The following is a 17,183-nucleotide window of genomic DNA, read 5'->3' on the forward strand; positions in this document are numbered from 1 at the left end:
CTTGCTCCCAACGTTGGCATTGACCAGCACGTCGAGAGGCGAGACTGTCGCATCTCTAACTGGCCCAACTGTCGCATTACTAAATAGCTCCTACAGACAAAAATCGCATAAGACAGATTATGGAACATAAGAATGCCATTTGATTACAATGGCATAGTGTCGTCGGTCATCTGCTGGCCACTCTCATCGAGCTTGCGCCGTGCTCGAGGCAGCTAGTCCTGAAGTGTTGGGATCCCTTTTGCCGGTCTTTGTAGCTCCGTAGCGGCGGCGGAAGCTGCTGCATCGGCCGTCCCGCTGGAAACATGAACCGTCGGAGTTGCAAACTGGATCCCTTTTTCCGCGAATGTCTTCTTGAGCATGGCGAGTGCCTTTCGGCGAACGCCGAATTGTTCGCCGGGTTTGGCCATGAACTTCAGCCGGATCTGCACACCGTAATCGGCCATCTGCTCGATCCCTTGCATTTTCAAGGGCTCGATGATGTTGGGTCCGAGTTCGGGATCGTCCAGCAGCTCGACGCTTGATGCGCTTGATGGTCTTGCGGACCTCCTCAAGGTCGCTGTCATAGTTCAGGGTCAGCGTAATGATATCGATCACCCAGTCGCGGCTCAGGTTCTGCACCGCGCCGAGTTCGCCGAAAGGAACGATGGTGACCGGACCGCGGTGGTGCCGCAAGCGGATCGATCGCAGCGAGAAACCTTCGACTGTCCCTTTATATTTTGCCGCCTGAATATACTCACCGATGCGAAAGGCATCGTCGAACAGATAGAAGACGCCGGAGATGATATCCTTGACCAGTGTTTGTGCGCCGAAGCCGACGGCGATGCCGACGACGCCGGCGCCGGCCAGCAACGGTCCGATCTGAATGCCGACGGCATCCAGGATCATCAGGAAGCCGACAGCGCCGATCGCCAGAAACAGCACGTTGCGAAGGATCGGAAGCAGGGTATTCAACCGCTGACGCCGGCGCGCTTCGGGTCCGTCCAGATGCCCCGTCTCCGCACTTCGCGACGCCACCGCCATCTGACTGTCGATCAGCGTGCTTGCGAGCTTCCAGATTACGTCGGTCACCAGCAGCACGATAACGATGCGGATGCCTGCGCGGATCAAACGGGTGGTCACCGTTTCGGCAGCGGCAAGGTCACTGAGATTGACATTCCAAGCGCGGGCAATCAGCAGTGCGGCGACCACGATCAGGCCGTTACGGAGCGTTTGCATGATGACGACCGACCATCCGACGATAGCCGGATCTTCAACGGCGTGCTCGCCGCCGGATCGTACAATGCGACCGATGACATCACGCGCCACGGAAACGGTAAGCGGCAGAAGCGTTAAGACGATCAACGTCCAGAATACTCCACGCAGCCCGGACACCCATAACAGCCACGATAATACGATGCTCGCGCTGAAGCCGACGCAAACCAGCCGGTTCACCGGCGGCCCGTCGGAACGGAAATGCCGCAGCCAAATCATGGCAATCAGCGTGATTGAAACCACACCGAGCCACGCGGCGGTAAAAAGATCGACCAGGATGGGCGAAGCCCCGATGGTCTGGAACACCTCGATGATCGCCCAGCCAACTGCCAGCACGGCGACGATTGCGAGAAGCCAGTAGTACCAGAACCAGGCAAGCGAGGTGACAAGCGTCAGAAGCCGCATATGCGGCAGCCGGGCACCGGGCGCAATCACGATGCGGCCGACAAGTACGCCAAGGCGCACCATCAGCGCCGCTGATAGCAGAATGAGCGCGATATCGCGAAACACGGCAGGCCAGGGAAAGAGGATAAAGGCGCCGAGGCTGCCGATGAGGTAACCGACCAATGCGAGAAGGCCCATTGAAAGCCGGGCCGCATGGAGCTTGATCCGCTGCCGGACAGTGTCTGCAGGCGCGGTCAACACAAAATGAAGCAGCCCTCGCCCGGACCACCAGGCAAGGCGCTGGGCAGCGAATCCGCCTGCAATGAAAAGCGTCACCGCCAGGATCAGTCCGACGGCATCGATGCGATCATCCGTTTGGAAGACCCGGATCGCCGTTTGAATCTGTCCCGGAAGTGTTGGAACGGCATCGACAAGCGTGAGTAACCTCTGGCGCAAATCCTGCAATGCGGTGGCAATCGACGGCGGTGCCGCCTCTTGCGGGGCCGCTGCCGGCTGCGCCGGTCCCTGATTGCCGGGAACGATCCGATTGACCAGCGCGCGTCCGGCATCATCGTTGGGCAATTCGATGATAACCCGGATCGCTCCCGAGGAATTGGTCGGTTCGGCCGCTAAGGCGGCGGTTACGCTCGCGAACAGAAGCGTCGCAAATACCACCGTCAGGAGTGTGGACACTCTGCCGAAAAAATGACGGTCGTCGTTGATGCGCATATAGCCCTGGTCCCCGCGAAGCTGGCGTCGTTTCTAGCAACTTCGGACGTTGTGAAGCGTTGCGTAATCGACGTCAATCGACGACCTGTCTGGCGGACGCAAAGCTCGCCCTGCCCCTGCCCCTGAAACCTGCCGCTCAGCTATCAGCGGTTGCTCATGATCGTACCGTTTTGAACCCTGCCCTGACTTCCTGACTGAAGAGTTCCGGCTCTTCCCAGGCCGCGAAGTGGCCGCCCTTGGACGCGCGGTTATAGTAGACCAGCTTCGGATAGGCCTTCGACAACCAGTGCTTCGGCGGTTTGTAGACCTCTCCGGGGAATATGGTGACGGCGACCGGCACTTTGACCTCCGAGAGCTTCGCGCCTGCCATGGCGTTTTCGAAATAGATGCGGCCACTCGAGGGGCCGGTGTTCGTCAGCCAGTACAGCGTGATATTGTCGAGGATCGCCTCCTTGCCAAGCGCCTGTTCCGGATCGCCTCGGGTGAACACCCAGTCGGCGATCTTGTCGTAAAGCCAGGCGGCAAGGCCAACTGGCGAATCCGCAATGCCGTAACCGACTGTCTCCGGACGTGTGCTCATGATCGCGGCATAGCCGAAGCCGTTGTTGAGGAAGTTCCGCGCCTCGTCGAAGACGAGCTTCTCGTCCGCAGACAGATTGTCGGGAGCCGTCCCTCCATTTCTAAGAGCCTGGGCTGCGTCCGATGGGAACGTCGTCGCCCGCTCGATCCTGTTGACATGGATCGCGAGCAGCCCATCGGGTGCCTCGCGACCCAGGGCGTCGCTGATGATGGCGCCCCAGTCGCCGCCTTGCGCGACATAGCTGATATAGTCGAGCCGTTTCATCAGCACGTCCCAGGCAGCCGCTATCCGCTGCGGGTTCCAACCCGTCGTCGACGGCTTCCCGGAGAAGCCGAATCCCGGAATCGAAGGGATCACCAGGTGGAAAGCATCCTCGGCCGTACCGCCATGCGCCGTCGGGTCCGTGAGCGGCCCGATGACATCGAGCAGTTCGAACACCGACCCCGGCCAGCCATGGGTCATGATCAGCGGCAGCGCGTTTTCATGACGGGAACGAACATGGATGAAATGGATGTCCACACCGTCGATATTGGTGAGAAATTGCGGAAAGGCATTCAGCCGGCTCTCTGCCTTGCGCCAGTCGTAGGATGACTGCCAGTAGCCCACCAGCTCCTTCAGCCTGTCGGGCTCAACACCCTGCGAACGATCCGTGACGGTTTCGCCGTCGGGCCATCGGGTTGCGGCAAGTCGCCGCCTGAGATCCTCAAGCGCTGGCTCGGGGATGTCGGCCCTGAATGGTCGGATTTCCCCGGCTGGGGTGCCTATAGCGTCGGCGGCTTCCGACGCCAGCGGAAGCAGAACGGCGGATAAGCCGGCCGCGGCACCCGCTGACAGCAGCGCGCGTCGCGATAGAAGCCTGTGGTTCAACGAGGTCAGCAGTGCCATGACGTGTGTCCTTTCATGACATCGAGAGTCAACGGACAGGTTCGGCAATGGGTGCCATTGGTGACCGCATAGGGTTCAATGTGATGTCAGTCATATCAGCTCTTCCTTATGTTGTCGCCGGCGCGCTCCGCCATCCCCCGCGAACTGTCTCAAATCGGCGGTTGGTGGTTATTTGGGCGGCGCGACGCAGAGCCGGTACCCGGGGAAACTGAGAGGCAGCCTCTCGTTCGAAAGTCAGTCTTGGCCAGCGCCGTCACAGCGACCACGATCAAGAGGCTGCCTCTCAATTTTTCCAGCTACTGCGCGGTGACGGCGTGGCTACTTATGGACCTGTCGTTCAGGAAAGGAACTCACATGTCTGAAGACAAAACCGGAAATAGGGCTGCATCGGTCGCAGCCACTCCATCCCTCCCCGTCGGAAAAGTCTTCGCGTCCGCTGAAACCCGGCAAGGTGACGTTGATTTCATCAAGGTCGACGAGATGCTCACGCTGAGGAGAATGATTGTTCGCGCGCCGGCGCCAAAAGGCACCGTGCTTTTCCTGCATGGGTTTCCGGAAACGATGATGGTCTGGAATGACCTCGCGAGCACGCTTGCTCGCGACTACGACGTTCACGCCTTTGATTGGCCGGGCTATGGACAGTCGTCGCGCCCGATCTTGCAGCAGTTTTCCTATGCGCCCCAGGACTACGCGGCAGTGTTGAAGGCCTATATCGAGACGGCAGGCATCGACCGTTCGAACCTCGTGATCTATGCGACCGATATTGCTGCCCTCCCCGTTCTGCTGCTGGCTCTCGATGAGCCGGCGATCGCCAGGCGGATCATCGTCGGAGACTTCGCGCCGTTCGACCGGCCGCAATACATGTGGGAGAACCTGCAGAATCTCAAAGCGGAGCCGACAGCCTCGCCGACCCGCGCCTATATGAACAAGACAAGCGACGAGATCCTCCAGAACGTGCACAGGCGCGGCCTGTCGCCGGCGGAACAATTCGATCTGCCGACCGACGTTCAGCGGGACATGGTCCATTCGTGGAGCTTCGGCGGAATGACGTCAGCGGACGCCTTTGCCCATTACTATGCCAATTTCACGCGCGACCAGAACGTCTTGGAGGCCAACCTCGACCGGTTGAAGACGCCGGTCAAAGTCATCTGGGGCGAAAGAGACCTCTACATCAACAAGGAAATGGGCATCGAATTCGCCGCCAGGATCGGTGTGGAAATCGATATCCTGCCGGGTATCGGCCACTTTCCCCATCTTCAAAATGCGAAACATACGGTTGAAGAAATCCGTACATCATTCAGATAAGATTGGATTATCAAAGATTTTGGATGGCGTACGCAACCGGGGCAGAGCCCAGTCGACAAAAGCGCGTACCTTCAGCGCCAGAATCCCCTGGCGGGCGTAAACGATATGAATGGGCTGTGGTGGTCCATCGAAATCCCGCAGGATAGGCACGAGCGCGCCGGACGCCAGCTGGTCTGGAACCTGGTAGTCGAAGAGCCGCGCAATCCCTGCGCCATCGACGGCGGCTGCGACGCAGTTCGCCGCGGTATTCACTTCCAGCCGGTTGCGGGGCATCGCCTCCATCGGCTTTCCCTCGACGTCGAATGTCCAGAAGAATGCCGGCTTGTTGAAGAAGATCCCGTCGCGATCGATGAGATCATCTGGGCGCTGAGGTTCGCCATGCCGCGCGAGATAGGCAGGGCTCGCGCAGGTCAGCAGGCGGAATTCGCCGGTTTTGACGGCATGGAGGGAACTGTCGGCGAGGTCGCCGAGACGGATGGCGATATCCACCTGCTCGGACACGATATCGACCGTGCGGTCAAGCGACAGAAGCTTCAGCGACACCTCCGGGTATTTGTCCATGAAGCTCAGCGCTACAGGCAGCACATACCGGCTCCCATATTCGATCGGCATCGTGATCGTGAGCGCGCCTCTGGGCGTCTGGTATTCGCCCGACGCCCTTCGCTCCGCCTCATCGAGATCCGCTATGATCTTTCGGGCGGCGTCGACATAGTCGCGGCCGGCATCGGTGAGCTGAAGATTGCGGCTGGTGCGGACGACGAGGTTTGCGCCGAGATGGCGTTCAAGCTCGGCCACCTTGCGGCTGACGCTGGGCAACGGCGCGTTCAGCCGCCTGCTGCCGGCCGAGATGCTTCCGGCGTCGACAACGGCCAGCAATATGCGCATCGCTTCGAGACGATCCATTGGCTACCGCCCGTAAGATATTGCTTCTGCTCATCATCGGCCAGCGGACTATGACGTTGCCCTGAACCGCAGGCAATCCTAATCCAGCAGCCTGCGTATGGCCATGATCCCCTTTGCAGCATCCGACCAGGATTGACGCCAGATCAAAACGCCGACGCTGAGGATGGTTGCGACAATGAAGGGGATCGGCCCGATGAACCAGAAGGCGGCAGCGACGGTGAAATAGTAGGATCGGACGCCGACGCTGAACGAGCGAAGAGCCGGGTTCAAGACCAGAGTGAGCGCATTTGTCCAGCTGACGATGTCCCTGTCTTCATCGCGCGACGGGCTTGCCCCGATCGCCGCAAGGCAATAGTTGATCTGGCGGACCGCCCATATGAAATCGGACAGGCCGCGCAGCAGCGTCGCCATGATCAGGAGTACCTTGCACTGGAAAAACCAGGCGGGATCCTGCGCCGCAAACAGCGCGATCAGTCCGCCGCCCGATCCATAATTCGGCTCCATGAACAGCGCACCGCTGAGCCCGACGATGACGATGAGGTTGGCCGATCCGAAGAAGGATGCCGAATTGATCGTGTGCCCGAGGATCGCCGCGTCGCCGATGAAGTTGTTATCCCGGGTCAGCACCTCGCGCATCCAGGCCGCGCGAATGCGCACCATGTCGACGGAAAGACTGTCGTTTCGCCGCGGCCACCCCATTGCCATCAAAGGCTCGAGTGCCACCCAGACGAGAAGGAAGAATACGATCGCCGCGACGTTCAAAAAATCCATGGTGTCCCCCGAATTGAATGGCGTTTTTAGAAACACTACTTCGAGTGAACGGGGGCTCCAAGCGTCTATCGCCGCCGCGGCTTCCTTTGAAGCGCACGGGCGGTAGACCGCTACCGGCTGCGCGTCGCGAGCGTGTATGGCGGTCTCAGGCCGCATGCACGAGCAAGATTGGAAAAGTCGATATTGCGTCCGTTCGAAAGGCGACTAAGATTGGCTGGCACCAGCCGCGTGACATGGTCAACCGGCAGGTCAGACTGGGGATACGGAATGGACCTTGCCGAAGAGCCTGGCATCTTCACGTGGGACTTGGCGACCGACACGGTTTATGCGGATTCGGCGCTGGCAAACCTCTTTGGGCTTGATCCGGAGCAGACCATCGGGGGGCTACCGATCATAAAATACCTCGACAGGATTCATCCGGACGACAAGCCATCCGTGGCCAAGGCGATTTCAGACTCGGTAGTGACAGGAGATCCCTACCGCCATGACTATCGGGTATTTGATCGAAGCGGACAAATCGTAGCCGTTGCTGCCTTCGGCCGATGCTTCAGGGATGCAGCCGGAAACCCATCGCACTATGCGGGCATCGTCTTTCGGACGAATGATCAAAGCCAGCAAGACGAATTGTCTGCGCATTGCAGCGCGGCGTTCAAAATTGCGAAGTCATCCGGGCTGCAGGCGACGGCCGACGCGCTTGAGGCGATTCTGAAAGAGCTTGCCACGCCGATACCTTCCGGCATCGCGCCGCTTCATTAATTTCCTTCGACGCATCGAGGTCGATGCGCCTGCTCTTGTGCAGCGATTCAAAGCTCGCCGGTTAACGCCATCTCGCCTCGGAGTGATGACCGGGAAATCCGGCAAGCATGCCCCCCAGCGGCACATTTCGAACCAGCCTGGTTACAATGAAGGTTGCGCAGATCGCTGCGGCAAGCTTCGCCCAGGGATAGCTGCCAAGCTGGACGTGGGCGTTTGCATCGACCGATGTGGCCTTTGCCTTCAGCGCCGCCTCCGCGTCCTCGCGCAGCATGCCTATCCGAGCCTTCAGCAGCCTGAGCTCCTGCTGCAGGCCGCTGAGATCTTCGTCGACTTTTTCACGCGTGCTTACAACGGCGGCATCGGCAAAAGGCGGTTCACCTTCGGCGATCAGTTCATCGGGGTCAGGAAGGCGGCCGTCGCGATTGATGGATGATTGCATGGACATATCCTCAAATAAACAAGCGGGATGAGATGAAGGCCCGGCATCGCGGCCGCGCCTTCCAGTGCAGGTCAGAGGATCAGTCGTCGCGCCGGAAACCCTGGCTCTGCTGGGATCCGCCTTGCGACTGGCTCTGCGATTGGCCGTTGGCATCGTCCGATGGCGTGGTAGGGCTATAGGTGTAGGCACGCACCTTGGCGCTTCCATGCACGGTGTCGCGCGTCGCTACGGGGCGCGTATCGTCGAATGCACTCTCGGACACGGCGAGGTCTTCCGATGCTTTGCCGCCGGAGGGTTGGCCGGCAAAACCGGTATTGGACGCGCCTTGTTGCCTGTCTTCCAGCGACCAGAGATCCGCCCGCTCGTCCATGTCGATGCTGCCCTCGTCGTCCAGTATATCGTGAACGGTCTCGTAGAGCGCGTCATCGATATCATTGACCTGAACGAGGAAGCCGCCTCGCCGCAACCCCTCTGCGTAGACCGCACGATCCTCGTCGGGAAAGAAGAAGTCGGCCAGCGCGTCGAAGAAGCCACCGCGGTCGTCGCTCATCGCGCCGGCCGTTTTTTCGTCGGCCTCATAGCCTGGCATCAACCTTATTCTCGCAACCGGCACGCCCGCGTCTTCGAGACGGGAGACGGCGGATTCGGCTTCCGATCGGCTGTCGAAAAATGCGGTGAGACTGCTGCCTCCTGTCGGGCCGGAGAAGGCTGGATTGGTATCGTGGTAAATGCTGCTCACGGCAAATCTCCTCTCGATGCATAGACCCACGCCGCCGATCCGGCGGCTGGTTTCCTGATCAGAAAAACAGGTGGGCGAATGGAATGTTCCAAGCCAATGCGTGGGCAGGCGATGGAGGCTTCAGTCGCACCGTCCGCCCCCACAATGGCGGCTCACCGATATTAAAATAAGGAACGATTTGGCATCGAGGATCGTTGTCCCGCGCCGCCGCAATTCAAGGCGCTCTAGCGGTTGACGTCAAACCGTCGAGACGCTAGCACGGCTTTTGACGCATTGGGGATATTTCATATGGACATCTTTACGGCAGCCGGTCTGACGGCTTTGCTGCAGGTCATTGCTATCGACCTCGTTCTTGCCGGCGATAATGCCGTAGTGATCGGTCTCGCCGCTGCCGGGCTTGAGGCCACGCAGCGCCGAAAGGCGATCATCGTCGGCATAGCGGCCGCGACCGTCCTGCGTATTCTCTTTGCCAGCGTTGCTGTCTATCTCTTGGCAATCGTCGGCCTGCTGTTGGCCGGCGGACTTCTGCTCCTCTGGGTCTGCTGGAAGATGTGGCGCGAAATTCGCGCCGGCCATGGCGACAACCATGATGCGGCGGGCGCCGAAGGCGCGCCGAAAAAGACCTTCTTCCAGGCGGCGACCCAGATCGTCATCGCCGACGTCTCCATGTCGCTCGACAACGTGCTCGCCGTCGCCGGGGCGGCGCGCGAACATCCGAGCGTGCTGATCATCGGCCTTGCCCTGTCGATCGCGCTAATGGGCATCGCCGCCAATCTGATCGCCCGGTTGCTCAACAACCATCGCTGGATCGCCTATGTCGGCTTGCTGATCATCCTCTATGTCTCGCTCGACATGATCTATCGCGGCGCCGTCGAGGTTATGCCCTACATGTAGTGGCGCCGGAACAGGATGATTTCAGGCCCTGGTCGGCCTAAAATCTGAGCCTTGTTCTACATGAAAGATCGAGAGCATGATGTCGTCCGCAACCACACACAGGTTTCGGCATCATGCTATGGGCGCGGAGTTCAAGCCCCGATCCTGACCTCGGTTTCGAAGCTCATCTGATCATAGGCCGGCACCACATGGTCCGGCGTCTCAGCCATCACCACGTCGTAATCGAGCGGCGTGTGCATATGCGTGAGGATCGCCCGTTTCGGTTTCAGCCGGCCGATCCAGTCGAGCGACTGTTCCAGCGACAGATGGCTCGGATGGTAGGTATATTGCAGCGCGTCGATGATCAGCACATCGAGATTTTGAAGCTTGTCGACGGTCTGCGGCGGGAAGTCACTGATATCGCTGCAATAGGCCACATCGCCGATCCGAAAGCCGAGCGAGTAGATGTCGCCGTGCTGCTGAAGATGCGGATGAAACTGTATCTTGCCGCCGGGGCCGCGGATTTCGACGGGTTCGTCAAGGTTCTCGATGACAACCGGCAGCACGATCGGCGGATAGTTGCTTCCCGGCGGCGTTTCCAGGCAATAGCCGAAGGCTTCGCGCAGCCTGTCCATCGTATATTGGTCGGCAAAGATCGGCACCCGCCGGCGCGTGTTGTGAAAATAGCCGCGCAGATCGTCGATGCCATGAATATGATCCGCATGCGGATGGCTGTAGAGCACGGCATCGACATGGTCGGCCCCTGCCCTGATCATCTGCTCGCGAAAATCCGGCCCGGTATCGATAACGACGGTAGTGACACCGCCATCCGGCGCAAATTGCTGCACCATGAAGGCGGCGCGCGTGCGCCGGTTCTTCGGATTGTCGGGATTGCAGGCGCCCCAGTCGCCGGTAATGCGCGGCACGCCGGGTGACGACGAACAGCCGAGAATGGTGAAGCGCCGCCGGTAGAGCACGCTCTCAGACCCTCGGCATCTTCGTGAACAGGCGCAATGCGTTCTCCGTCGTGATCCGTGCGACCTCCGCGTAGGAGAGGCCGATCGTCTCGCCGAGCACCTCGGCGGTGTTGACGACATAGGAGGGTTCGTTGCGCTTGCCGCGCCAGCGCTTCGGCGCCAGATACGGCGCGTCCGTTTCCACCAGCAGCCGATCCTGAGGGATCGTTTTGGCGATCGCGCGCAGCTCTTCCGATTTCGGAAAGGTCAGGATGCCCGAAAAGGAAACATAGCCGCCGAGTTCGACGCCGGTTCGCGCCAGTTCCGGACCTGCCGAAAAGCAATGGAGGATGAAGGGGAAGGCGCCCTTCCCCGTTTCCTCGGTCAGGATCGTTGCCATGTCCTCATCGGCGCTGCGGCTGTGGATGACGAGCGGCAACTGTGTGGCGCGCGCCGCCGCGATATGGCGGCGAAAGCCGGTCTGCTGGTCCTCGGGCTTCTGCGTATCGTAGAAATAATCGAGGCCGGCCTCGCCGATCGCCACCACCTTCTCATGGGCGTTGGCAAGGCGCACCAGATCTTCCGTCTGGATATCCAGCTCTTCGTCGGCATTGTTCGGATGCGTGCCGACCGAGCAGAACACCGAAGGATATTTCTCGGTGATCGCAAGCAGCCGGTCGAGCTTGCGCACCCGCGTCGAAATCGTCACCATTTGCTTGACGCCCGCCTGATGGGCGCGCGTAACGATCTCGTCGCGCTCCGCCTCGAAGTCGGCGAAATCAAGATGGCAATGCGTATCGATCAGCACGGCCTCAAGCCTCCGGAGCCACGTAGCGCGGGAAGACCGGAGTCGGCGCTTCGAGCGGCGTTCCGGCAAGGAGACGGCCGGATTCGCCAAGAGCAGCAAAATCGCGTTTGTCTGCAGGTGCCGCGACCAGATCGAGCAGCTTGCCCGAGGAATCCGGCATGAAGGGCTGCAGCAGGATGGCGATCTGGCGTACCACTTCGGCGGTGACGTAAAGCACCGTGCCCATGCGCGCCGGATCGGTTTTCTTCAGCGCCCACGGCGCCTGGCCGGCGAAATAGCGGTCGGTCTCGGAGACGACCGAAATGATCGCAGCGAGCGCCCGGTGGATCTGCTGCTTGCCCATGTCGTCGCGTGTCGAGGCATGCAGCGCGTCGGCCTGCGCCAGCATCGCCTTGTCTTCATCGCTGAGCACCCCGCATTCCGGGATCTTGCCGTCGCAGTTCTTGACGATCATCGACAGCGAGCGGCTGGCGAGATTGCCGATGCCGTTGGCGAGGTCGGAGTTGATGCGGATACCGATCGCCTCTTCGCTATAGCTGCCGTCCTGGCCAAAGGAGACTTCGCGCAGGAAGAAGTAGCGCACCTGGTCGAGGCCGAAATGGTTGACCAGATTGACGGGATCGACGACGTTGCCGAGCGATTTCGACATCTTCTCGCCCTTGTTGAGCAGGAAGCCATGAGCGAAGACCCGCTTCGGAAGCGGCAGCTTTGCCGACATCAGGAAGGCCGGCCAGTAAACGGCATGGAAGCGGATGATGTCCTTGCCGATGATGTGCACATCGGCTGGCCAATATTTCGCCCGCGGGCCGTTCCTGTCCTCGATGTAGCCGGTCGCGGTGATGTAGTTGGTCAGCGCGTCGACCCAGACATACATGACATGGGCGGGATCGTTCGGCACCTTGATGCCCCAGTCGAAGGTCGTGCGCGAGACCGAGAGATCCTTGAGGCCGGATTTGACGAAGGAAATCACCTCGTTGCGGCGCTCGGCCGGGCCGATGAAATCGGGGTTCGCCTCGTAATGCGCAAGCAGCTTCTCCTGGTATTCGGAGAGCTTGAAGAAATAGCTTGCCTCTTCCACCCATTCCACAGGTGTGCCCTGCGGCCCATAGCGCACGCCGTCGGCGCGCAGCTCCGTCTCGTTTTCCTGGTAATAGGCCTCGTCGCGCACTGAATACCAGCCGGCATAGCTATCCTTGTAGATGTCGCCATTCTCGGCCATCAGGTTCCAGATATTGCGCGATGTTTCGTGATGACGCTCCTGCGTGGTGCGGATGAAATCATCGTTCGAAGCGTTGAGCAGCTTGGCCATCGCCTGGAATTCGCCGGAGTTGCGGTCGGCAAGCGCCTGGGCGGTAATCCCCTCGGCGCGCGCCGTCTGCTGCATCTTCTGGCCGTGTTCGTCGGTGCCGGTCAGGAAGAACACATCCCTGCCATCCAGGCGCTGGTAGCGCGCCATCGCATCCGTCGCGATCAGCTCATAGGCGTGGCCGATATGCGGCTTGCCGTTGGGATAGGAAATCGCGGTGGTGATGTAGAAGGGTGTCTTGTCTGTCATGGCGGCCAATGTCCGGCTTACTCTATAAAAATGGTCAGCCGCTCTTAGCGCATGTCACCGTCAAGCGAAACATCAAGTTTTGCCGCTGCCAATGATTTCCGGGACGCGGGCCGCGGTGAACTTGACTCAGCTTCTGCCGCAATCTACCCGTCATGGAAAAGAGGGCGAGGCAGAACGAAGTGCCAGTTTTCATCTATCCGGTTTGTCGTGGCCGTGCGCCGTCGGAGGCGCTTGATTGACGTTCGAGCCTCTCTATTCACTTTCGGGGCTGTTTGTCGGCGCGCTCGTCGGCATCACCGGCGTTGGCGGCGGTTCGCTGATGACACCGCTGCTGGTGCTGCTCTTCGGCGTCCATCCCGCCACCGCCGTCGGCACCGATCTTCTCTATGCGGCGATCACCAAGACCGCCGGCACCGCCGTCCACGGCATGCACGGGCGCGTCAACTGGAAGATCGTCGGCAGTCTCGCAATCGGCAGCGTGCCGGCCGCCCTGCTGATGCTCTGGCTGCTGGCGGGCGTCGATCGCAAAAGCATCGGCGTCACCAATACGATCACCACGGCGCTCGGCTGGCTTCTTGTCATGACCGCGATCATGCTGGTCTTCCGGGGTCCGATCCTCGAGCTGGCGCGCCGCGCCAATGGCGACCGCACGCCGCCGCAGCCGAGAACCATCCTTGCCCTCACCGTCATTCTCGGATTCCTGCTCGGCGTCCTCGTCACCCTGACCTCTGTCGGTGCCGGCGCGCTGGGTGTGACGATCCTGCTCGTCCTCTATCCCAGGCTCGATGTCCGCGAGATCGTCGGTTCCGATATCGTCCATGCGGTCCCGCTGACCCTGATCGGCGGCACGGGCTATTGGCTGATCGGCGAAATCGACTGGCCGATGCTGTTTGCCCTGCTCATCGGTTCCATCCCCGGCATCATCATCGGCAGCCTTCTGGCGCCGAAGCTGCACGAGCGCACCATCCGCATCGTCCTTGCCGCGACACTTGCCGTCGTCGCCGTCAAGCTGCTGACCGGCTGATCGGAGAATCAGGACGGAATTAGAGACCCGGCTGCTTGATATCGGCGAGAATGCCGATGATCGTCTGTTTGCGGTCGAGGTTATAGGCATCCGAAATGGTCAGCCGTTCGGTGATCTCGGAATAGAGCCGCGCCAGCCGCTCTGCAGCTGCGATCTGCCCCTCGCCTGCCGCTGCGCGTGCTCGATTCATGATGTCGTCGCCGACATGGCTGACGAAGAAATCGAAGATCGTGTCGCTTTCCTTCCCCGAAAGCGCGTCGGCCAGCCGATGCATCGCCTTGCGCGCCGTCGGCCCTTCGGCCGACAGCATCTCGTCATAGGCGGCAATGATCTCGCCGCCGCCGTAATTCAGCAGTTTCAGCGCCTCGCCGACGCTGCCCTTGGCGGCCGAAAGCACCGCCCCGCCCTCGCCCGATATGCCGAGATGGGCAAGCGCCGCCATGAGCGCATCGTCGGCAAGGGGCGCCAGCTTCAGCGGCAGGCAGCGCGAGCGGATCGTCGGCAGCAATCGTCCCGGCGCATGCGAGAGCACCAGGAACAAGGCCCGCTTCGGCGGCTCTTCCAGAATCTTCAAGATGGCGTTGGCCGCATTGCGGTTCATGTCGTCGGCCGGATCGATAATGACAATCCGCCAATTGCCGGTTCCTGAGGTCTGCGAGAAAAATTTACCGGCGCGGCGCACCTCGTCGACGGTGATCGCCGACTTCACCTTGCCGGTCTTTTCATCCACGGGCCGGGCGAGATGCAGAAGATTATGCGAGGCGCCGGAGTTGATCTGCCGGCTGACGGACGAGGCAGGATCCGGATCGCCGATCGTCTCCGGCGCGGTGGCAGGATCGGGATAGGAGAGCACGTGATTGGCGAAGCGGAAGGCGAGCGTCGCCTTGCCGATGCCATCAGGCCCCTCTATCAGGATGGCGTGGTGACCCTTGCCGGACCGGTAGGATTGCGCAAGGAAGGCCTGCGCCTCCTCATGGCCGAACAGCCTGGTATTTTCGCCCGGCCAGATGGCGCCGTCGAGCAGTCCGGGCCTTTCTTCACTCATAACGGGATTCACTCATGATGTGCGGCTTCCGGCATGCCAGCACGGCCTGCAGGCGACATGAGCTGCCGGACGATCGCCACGATCTCGGCGGCGATTGCTTCCTCGCTCTGCATGGCGTTGATCACATGACAGCGCTCCGGCTCGCGGGCGGCGATATCGAGAAAGGCTTCGCGCCGTTTCTCGTGGGTTTCAAGCCGCTCTTTCTCGAAGCGATCGGGAGCGTCGGTGGCGGCGCGTTTCTGCGCGCGCTCCAGCCCGATCTTGGCGGGGATGTCGAGGATCACAGTGCAATCCGGCATGACGCCGTTGATGGCGATGCGCTGCAGCGTCTCGATGAAATCGGGCTCGAGATTGCCGGTGACGCCCTGGTAGACGCGGGAGGAATCCATGAAACGGTCGCAGAGCACGATCTTGCCGGCAGCCAGTGCGGGGCGGATCACCTCTTCGACATGGTCGTTGCGCGCCGCCGCAAACAGGATTGCCTCCATCCGCGTGCCGAAGGCCTCAGCAGCCCCCGACAGGAGCACGTGGCGCACGGCCTCGGCGCCCGGCGATCCGCCCGGTTCCCGCGTCACCAGCACATCGTGACCGTCGCCCTTCAGCGCCTCGGCGAGGCGGCGGATCTGCGTGGATTTCCCAGCGCCTTCCCCACCTTCAAACGTAACGAACAATCCCGTACCGGATGACAATGACAACTTCCCGCATTCCAGGCGCCGTACGCGCCTTGCTTCTTCTATCTATCCGAAGACAGCAGGAAGGAAAACCTTTCGCCGCGGCGACATATTCACCTTTCCCGGCAAATTGCATCGGAAAACCGGCGCTCAGCCCGGCGCGGACTTGTCCCAGAGCCAGGAGAAGAACAGCGATTCGCCGAGTTCCAGCATGGCGTCAACAGCCCGGCTGCTGAGCGAGCCCTCGCCGACCGCCTGCACGGTATAGAGCGGCACTTCCCTGAGCAGCCGGCTGCCTGCAAAAATCCTGAGCGTACCTGCCTGGGTATCCGGTTGCACCGGTGCTGCCAGCGGCCAGCGATAGATGATGCGCGCCGACAGCCGGTCGGGATTGCTGATCGGAATATAGACGCTGACCGGCGCCTTGGCCACGAGATCGACTGTGCGCGCCGTGCCGCCATAGACGCTGGCGGCGCCGATCACTTCGTTCTCGGCGAAGATCTGCCGGCTCTCAAAGGCCGTCAGCCCCCATTCGAGCACCCGCTTGGCCTCCTCCGTCCGCTCCTTGTCGGAAGCGACGCCGGCAAGCGCCAGAAACAGCCGTCTGCCGTCGCGCTCAACCGACGCGACGATCGAATAACCCTCGCCCTCGGTAAAACCGGTTGCCAGCCCGTCGGCACCGAGATCGAGCCCGAGTAGCGGATTGCGGTTGCGCTGGAAGATCTTGTTCCACTCGAAATCCGGCTGCGCAAAATAGGGGTAGAGGTTCGGATAGGACTTTTGCAGGGCCGTGGCGAGCGTCACCATCTCGCGCGCCGTCACCTTGCTCTTTCCATCCGGAAGGCCGGTGGAATTGCCGAACTCGGCTTTCTCCATGCCGAGTTCACGGGCGCGCCGCGTCATCGACTCGGCAAATTGCTGCTCGCTGCCGGCCATGCCTTCGGCGAGGATAATGCAACTGTCATTGGCGCCCTGGATGGCGACCCCTTTGATCAGGTCCTCGACGCGCACGCGCGATTTGAGGCTGGCAAACATCGTTGCCGTCCTCGACGGCGCGCCGCCGGTTCTCCAGGCATATTCCGAAACGGGATATTCGGTATCGAAGGTGATCTGGCCCTTCGTCACCGCGTCGAAGACGAGATCCATCGTCATCAGCTTGGCGAGCGATGCCGGCGAAAAGCCCTGGTCCTCGTTCTTGGCGAGAAGCACCGTGCCGGTGGCAGCCTCGATCATATAGGCCTGCGCCGCCTTAGTAGCGAAACCGGCGGCACCGCTATCGGCCGCAAGCGCTCCGGTGGTCAACGGCAGGAGGCATGCCAAAGCAATTCCAGCAAAAGTGCGCAGCGGTTTTGCGTCCGGAATTGCGTGGAAACAAAAGGTTAGAGCGGTTCTGCGCTTCGATAGGAAGCTGAACTGGTCTAAACGGCGAAGCACAGGCTTCAGCATCAGGCGTTTCCATCGATCGAGCGGCGTGTCGTCAGGTAGGTTAGAGCGAGAGGAAATCCGATG

General features: G+C 60.8%; 15 protein-coding genes and 1 pseudogene. 4 read left to right on the forward strand and 12 right to left on the reverse strand.

The genetic code is table 11. From position 1 onward, the window contains the following. Positions 1–212: 212 nt before the first annotated feature. Together FHX14_RS10305 and FHX14_RS10310 are read right to left on the reverse strand one after the other, a co-directional pair. Positions 213–2,364, reverse strand: a pseudogene (locus FHX14_RS10305) (mechanosensitive ion channel family protein). A gap of 154 nt (positions 2,365–2,518) precedes the next feature. Next, complete coding sequence (locus tag FHX14_RS10310; protein WP_184377035.1) at positions 2,519–3,829, reverse strand: epoxide hydrolase family protein; 1,311 nt, start codon at positions 3,827–3,829, stop codon at positions 2,519–2,521. A gap of 354 nt (positions 3,830–4,183) precedes the next feature. Between FHX14_RS10310 and FHX14_RS10315 the strand changes: the two genes are divergently transcribed. Next, entirely contained in the window at positions 4,184–5,134 is a 951-nt protein-coding gene (locus tag FHX14_RS10315; protein WP_184377262.1) for an alpha/beta hydrolase, read from the forward strand. Here the strand turns inward: FHX14_RS10315 and FHX14_RS10320 are convergent. Then, positions 5,123–6,037: a LysR family transcriptional regulator gene (locus FHX14_RS10320; protein ID WP_184377036.1), complete on the reverse strand. Its 915-nt coding sequence runs from the start codon at positions 6,035–6,037 to the stop codon at positions 5,123–5,125. The genes FHX14_RS10315 and FHX14_RS10320 overlap by 12 nt on opposite strands. A gap of 78 nt (positions 6,038–6,115) precedes the next feature. Continuing rightward, positions 6,116–6,808 carry a DUF599 family protein gene (locus tag FHX14_RS10325; protein ID WP_003586416.1) on the reverse strand — a complete coding sequence of 231 codons (693 nt, stop codon included), beginning with the start codon at positions 6,806–6,808 and terminating at the stop codon, positions 6,116–6,118. Between the two features lie 267 nt (positions 6,809–7,075). Between FHX14_RS10325 and FHX14_RS10330 the strand changes: the two genes are divergently transcribed. Further along, positions 7,076–7,564, forward strand: a complete 489-nt coding sequence (locus tag FHX14_RS10330; RefSeq protein ID WP_003586415.1) for a PAS domain-containing protein — start codon at positions 7,076–7,078, stop codon at positions 7,562–7,564. A 61-nt stretch (positions 7,565–7,625) separates the two neighbouring features. Here the strand turns inward: FHX14_RS10330 and FHX14_RS10335 are convergent, their stop codons facing one another. After that, on the reverse strand, positions 7,626–8,003 hold the full coding sequence (locus tag FHX14_RS10335) for a hypothetical protein (RefSeq protein WP_184377037.1): 378 nt from the start codon (positions 8,001–8,003) through the stop codon (positions 7,626–7,628). A 79-nt stretch (positions 8,004–8,082) separates the two neighbouring features. Next, positions 8,083–8,742, reverse strand: a complete 660-nt coding sequence (locus FHX14_RS10340) for a hypothetical protein (protein ID WP_184377038.1) — start codon at positions 8,740–8,742, stop codon at positions 8,083–8,085. 288 nt (positions 8,743–9,030) lie between these two features. On the opposite strand from FHX14_RS10340, the gene FHX14_RS10345 reads away from it, so the two are divergent. Next, entirely contained in the window at positions 9,031–9,636 is a 606-nt protein-coding gene (locus FHX14_RS10345) for a TerC family protein (RefSeq protein ID WP_012557708.1), read from the forward strand. 131 nt (positions 9,637–9,767) lie between these two features. Here FHX14_RS10345 and FHX14_RS10350 read toward each other — a convergent pair whose 3' ends face one another. Genes FHX14_RS10350 through metG form a run of 3 tightly spaced genes read right to left on the reverse strand, consistent with a single transcriptional unit; the run spans position 9,768 to position 12,934 of the window. Then, positions 9,768–10,592 carry an MBL fold metallo-hydrolase gene (locus FHX14_RS10350; RefSeq protein ID WP_184377039.1) on the reverse strand — a complete coding sequence of 275 codons (825 nt, stop codon included), beginning with the start codon at positions 10,590–10,592 and terminating at the stop codon, positions 9,768–9,770. A 4-nt stretch (positions 10,593–10,596) separates the two neighbouring features. Continuing rightward, on the reverse strand, positions 10,597–11,379 hold the full coding sequence (locus FHX14_RS10355; RefSeq protein ID WP_184377040.1) for a TatD family hydrolase: 783 nt from the start codon (positions 11,377–11,379) through the stop codon (positions 10,597–10,599). A gap of 4 nt (positions 11,380–11,383) precedes the next feature. Continuing rightward, positions 11,384–12,934, reverse strand: a complete 1,551-nt coding sequence (gene metG, locus FHX14_RS10360) for a methionine--tRNA ligase (protein ID WP_184377041.1) — start codon at positions 12,932–12,934, stop codon at positions 11,384–11,386. A gap of 235 nt (positions 12,935–13,169) precedes the next feature. Here metG and FHX14_RS10365 point away from each other — a divergent pair, with 235 nt between their 5' ends. Beyond that, positions 13,170–13,958: a sulfite exporter TauE/SafE family protein gene (locus tag FHX14_RS10365; RefSeq protein ID WP_184377042.1), complete on the forward strand. Its 789-nt coding sequence runs from the start codon at positions 13,170–13,172 to the stop codon at positions 13,956–13,958. A gap of 19 nt (positions 13,959–13,977) precedes the next feature. On the opposite strand, the gene FHX14_RS10370 is transcribed toward FHX14_RS10365, so the two are convergent. The 3 genes from FHX14_RS10370 to FHX14_RS10380 form a co-directional block, all read right to left on the reverse strand. Then, positions 13,978–15,003, reverse strand: a complete 1,026-nt coding sequence (locus tag FHX14_RS10370) for a DNA polymerase III subunit delta' (RefSeq protein ID WP_184377043.1) — start codon at positions 15,001–15,003, stop codon at positions 13,978–13,980. Positions 15,004–15,011: 8 nt separating this feature from the next. Beyond that, complete coding sequence (gene tmk, locus FHX14_RS10375; protein WP_184377044.1) at positions 15,012–15,692, reverse strand: dTMP kinase; 681 nt, start codon at positions 15,690–15,692, stop codon at positions 15,012–15,014. 132 nt (positions 15,693–15,824) lie between these two features. Beyond that, positions 15,825–17,120, reverse strand: coding sequence for a D-alanyl-D-alanine carboxypeptidase family protein (locus FHX14_RS10380; RefSeq protein ID WP_012557714.1), 1,296 nt, complete (start codon positions 17,118–17,120; stop codon positions 15,825–15,827). Positions 17,121–17,183: the final 63 nt, after the last annotated feature.

This window comes from Rhizobium sp. BK619 (genome assembly GCF_014195245.1).
Lineage (GTDB): Bacteria > Pseudomonadota > Alphaproteobacteria > Rhizobiales > Rhizobiaceae > Rhizobium > Rhizobium acidisoli.

Bases quoted from the DNA above. Each gene is read 5' to 3' on its own strand.
- metG (WP_184377041.1), bottom strand. From the start codon at position 12,934: ATGACAGACAAGACACCCTTCTACATCACCACCGCGATTTCCTATCCC.
- FHX14_RS10370 (WP_184377043.1), bottom strand. From the start codon at position 15,003: ATGAGTGAAGAAAGGCCCGGACTGCTCGACGGCGCCATCTGGCCGGGC.
- FHX14_RS10345 (WP_012557708.1), top strand. From the start codon at position 9,031: ATGGACATCTTTACGGCAGCCGGTCTGACGGCTTTGCTGCAGGTCATT.
- FHX14_RS10335 (WP_184377037.1), bottom strand. From the start codon at position 8,003: ATGCAATCATCCATCAATCGCGACGGCCGCCTTCCTGACCCCGATGAA.
- FHX14_RS10320 (WP_184377036.1), bottom strand. From the start codon at position 6,037: ATGGATCGTCTCGAAGCGATGCGCATATTGCTGGCCGTTGTCGACGCC.
- FHX14_RS10380 (WP_012557714.1), bottom strand. From the start codon at position 17,120: ATGCTGAAGCCTGTGCTTCGCCGTTTAGACCAGTTCAGCTTCCTATCG.
- FHX14_RS10310 (WP_184377035.1), bottom strand. From the start codon at position 3,829: ATGGCACTGCTGACCTCGTTGAACCACAGGCTTCTATCGCGACGCGCG.
- FHX14_RS10325 (WP_003586416.1), bottom strand. From the start codon at position 6,808: ATGGATTTTTTGAACGTCGCGGCGATCGTATTCTTCCTTCTCGTCTGG.
- FHX14_RS10315 (WP_184377262.1), top strand. From the start codon at position 4,184: ATGTCTGAAGACAAAACCGGAAATAGGGCTGCATCGGTCGCAGCCACT.
- FHX14_RS10330 (WP_003586415.1), top strand. From the start codon at position 7,076: ATGGACCTTGCCGAAGAGCCTGGCATCTTCACGTGGGACTTGGCGACC.